The sequence below is a fragment of the Bradyrhizobium sp. PRIMUS42 genome (assembly GCF_023006515.1).
GTDB lineage: Bacteria > Pseudomonadota > Alphaproteobacteria > Rhizobiales > Xanthobacteraceae > Bradyrhizobium.
In genome coordinates this window covers 1-2,991 of record NZ_JALBGZ010000740.1, presented here as the reverse complement: position 1 = coordinate 2,991, position 2,991 = coordinate 1, and the positions used below count along the sequence as shown (strand labels likewise).

Below are 2,991 nucleotides of genomic sequence, written 5' to 3'. Positions count from 1 at the left end.
GCGCGACCGGTGCCCCGGTGCTGACGGATGCGGTCGCCGCATTCGATTGCGTTCTGGCGCAGGAGTTCGAGACCAGGACGCATTCGATCTTCGTCGGCGAGGTGCGCGGCGCGCCATGTAGGCGTCGACCAGCGCGCCGTCGATCTGGCGCGGATGCTTCATCGCATCCGAGACCGCCTGCTTGGTGATGGCGTTGAACACCACCCGCTCGATCTTCTGGTCCTTCAGCGCGCGCTTTTCCTTCAGCACCTCCAGCACGTGCCAGGAGATGGCCTCGCCCTCGCGATCAGGGTCGGTGGCGAGAATCAGGCGGTCGGCGTTCTTCAGGGACTTGGCGATGTCGTTGAGCCGGCCGGCCGCCTTGGGGTCGACCTCCCAGATCATCTTGAAATTGGCGTCGGGATCGACGGATCCGTTCTTGGCGGGAAGGTCGCGGACATGGCCGAACGAGGCCAGAACCTCATAGGACGAGCCCAAATATTTGTTGATCGTCTTGGCTTTCGCCGGCGACTCCACAATGACGATATTCATGTAGTTCCAGTAACTTACGGGGAAATATGGGGCCGAATTCGAAAGGATTCGGATCGGCCGTTTCGACCCGAACATGGGTGGTGCGACCCTCGCTGTCAAATCGAAGGGTGTTGAAAGGCGCCCGGATGGGAAAAGTTTCATATCGAGAAAGTTGCAAAATACCACCTTGGAGTTGCGGCCGATGTCGGCGTAATGTTTCTGCGGGGCATGGATTCGGGGTGGGGTCTGGTGACTAAGCCAGGAAAGAAACGGGCGCGCGCCGCATCGGGCGTGCCGGAGGGCTCGCGCCACGAGGAACCGGGCGAAGGCGGCGCCGATGAGGCGGTCGCCTTCATTGCCGAGCAGACGGCTGCCCTGCGCAAGCTCGCCGAGCGCCACAAGCTGCACGTGTTACATTATTTATTGGGCATGACGCAGCTGGAAGCCGACGAGCACTTAAGGCTGCGGAGCAGGCGCAAGCTGTCGTGAGCGCGACATGCTGTTAGTTCCGTCACCCCGTCATTGCGAGCGCAGCGAAGCAATTCAGACTGTCTCAGCGGAAAGACTCTGGATTGCTTCGTTACGTTCGCAATGACGGTGTCGCGGCAGTCGAACGCCGTCACGCCGACTGCCGGCGCGCGGGCCGCGGCTTCAACGTCGTATCAGCGGAGCTGAGCAGCCGCCCGTCCTCCGCGCGCATTTCGAGCTTCTTCACCGGGCGGCCCTTTGCGCGATCGACCAGGATGGTCGCGATCTCCTCCGGATGGTCGTCGAACTCCTCGCTCCATTGCCGCAGCGCCACCAGGATCGGGAAGGTACCGCGGCCCTTTGGCGTCAGCACATATTCTTGATAAGCGCTGCCGTCGGAGGCGGGGGCAGTCGTCAGAATGCCGTGATCGACCAGCGCGCGCAGCCGCGCCGACAGGATGTTCTTGGCCATGCCGAGCTTGCTCTGAAACTCGCCGAAACGGCGCTGGCCGGACAGCGCCTCACGGATGATCAGCAGCGACCACCAATCGCCGATCGCTTCCAGCGCCCGTGCGACCGGGCAGGAATCGCCTTCGAAGCTCGTTCGTCTCACCATCGTCTTCGTCCCACAACATTCGCCAGGTCCTGGCGCCGATCACGCGCTTGTGTGGTTGCATAATAAAACCATTTGCCCTAGATGGCAACCTAGTTTCATCATGAAACTGATGGAGGCGACCGTGAGACTGAAGAACAAGACGGCCCTGATCACCGGCGGCAACAGCGGCATTGGGCTTGCGACCGCGAAGCTGTTCGCGGCTGAGGGCGCGAAGGTGGTGATCACCGGCCGCAACAAGGCGACGCTGGAAGCGGCGGCGAAGGAACTGGGACCCAACGCGCTCGCGCTCGCCGCCGATGCCACCGACATCGCCGCGACTGAAGCTGCGATCAAGCAGGGCGCCGAAAAATTCGGCAAGTTCGACATCGTGTTCGCCAATGCCGGCATCGCCGGCGGCACGCCGCTGGGCGCGGCAACGCTCGAGGTGTTCGAGAAGGTCATCAGCACGAATCTCACTGGCGTGTTCTTCACCGTGCAATCCGCGCTCCCTCATCTCAACGACAACGCCTCGATCATTCTCAACGGCTCGGTGATCTCGGTGCTCGGCATTCCCGGTTACTCGGCCTACGGTGCCGCGAAGGCGGGCGTGCGCGCGATGGCGCGGATCATGGCTTCGGAGCTGTCGCCGCGCGGCATCCGCGTCAATGTCGTGGCGCCCGGCGCGATCCGCACGCCGATCTGGGGGCCTGCGATCGCGACGCCGGAAGCCGAGAAGGCATTCGAGAAGCGGATCGCGCTGTCGACGCCGCTCGGCCGTCTGGGCGAAACCGATCACGTTGCGAAGACGGTGTTGTTCCTGGCTTCGGATGATTCCGCGCACGTACAGGGCCAGGAAATCTTCGTCGACGGCGGCGCGGTAGCATCTCCAAGCGGCGCGCCGATTTATCGCGGCTGATCGCTCGCGCGAACCTGGTCGGGCGCAACGAGCGAGTTGCGCCCGAAGGTTCAGCCGTCGCTGAGCCCTATGCGGCGTGCAGGCTGGTTGCGGTCTGGAGCGCACCGCTGAGCGCCTTCTCGCGATGTTCCGGACCGACCTGGATGCCGTCGGCAATGATGAATTCGGCATCATGGATGCCCATGAAGCCGAACACGCCGCGCAGATAACTTTCGAGATGCTCCAGCGCCGCGGCAGGCGAGCCCGCGCCGTAATAGCCACCGCGCGAGATCGCGACGATCACGCGCTTGCCTCCGGCGAGTCCTTCCGGCCCAGCCGCGCCATACTTAAAGGTCTTTCCCGCCACCAGGATGCGGTCGATCCAGGCCTTGAGCTGACTCGGAATGGTGAAATTGTACATGGGCGCGCCGATCACGACGATGTCAGCGGTCAAAAACTCGTCCAGCGCAGCCGCGCTCGCGGCGAGGTCGGGCGCGAGTTCAGCCGGCACCGGGGCGCCTTG

5 protein-coding genes and 1 pseudogene are annotated in these 2,991 nt (G+C 63.4%); 3 read left to right on the top strand and 3 right to left on the bottom strand.

What is annotated here, in order from left to right:
* Positions 1 to 188 (top strand): flavin reductase family protein (locus MOV75_RS32825; RefSeq protein WP_247007404.1); only part of this gene is annotated, 188 nt, incomplete at its 5' end.
* Here the strand turns inward: MOV75_RS32825 and MOV75_RS32820 are convergent.
* Positions 103 to 531, bottom strand: a pseudogene (locus tag MOV75_RS32820) (toprim domain-containing protein); the annotation flags it as partial. The gene MOV75_RS32825 and the pseudogene MOV75_RS32820 sit on opposite strands and share 86 nt — an antisense overlap.
* 228 nt (positions 532 to 759) lie before the next feature.
* Between MOV75_RS32820 and MOV75_RS32815 the strand changes: the two are divergent.
* Entirely contained in the window at positions 760 to 999 is a 240-nt protein-coding gene (locus tag MOV75_RS32815) for a hypothetical protein (protein WP_246931641.1), read from the top strand.
* A 130-nt stretch (positions 1,000 to 1,129) separates the two neighbouring features.
* Here MOV75_RS32815 and MOV75_RS32810 read toward each other — a convergent pair whose 3' ends face one another.
* Entirely contained in the window at positions 1,130 to 1,594 is a 465-nt protein-coding gene (locus tag MOV75_RS32810; RefSeq protein ID WP_246931640.1) for a helix-turn-helix domain-containing protein, read from the bottom strand.
* Between the two features lie 121 nt (positions 1,595 to 1,715).
* Here MOV75_RS32810 and MOV75_RS32805 point away from each other — a divergent pair, with 121 nt between their 5' ends.
* The gene (locus tag MOV75_RS32805; RefSeq protein WP_246931643.1) at positions 1,716 to 2,489 is read left to right on the top strand and encodes an SDR family oxidoreductase; all 774 of its coding nucleotides are present in this window, start codon (positions 1,716 to 1,718) and stop codon (positions 2,487 to 2,489) included.
* Positions 2,490 to 2,556: 67 nt separating this feature from the next.
* Here MOV75_RS32805 and MOV75_RS32800 read toward each other — a convergent pair.
* Positions 2,557 to 2,991, bottom strand: a 435-nt coding sequence (locus tag MOV75_RS32800) for an FMN-dependent NADH-azoreductase (protein WP_247007402.1), incomplete at its 5' end; no start/stop codon positions are given.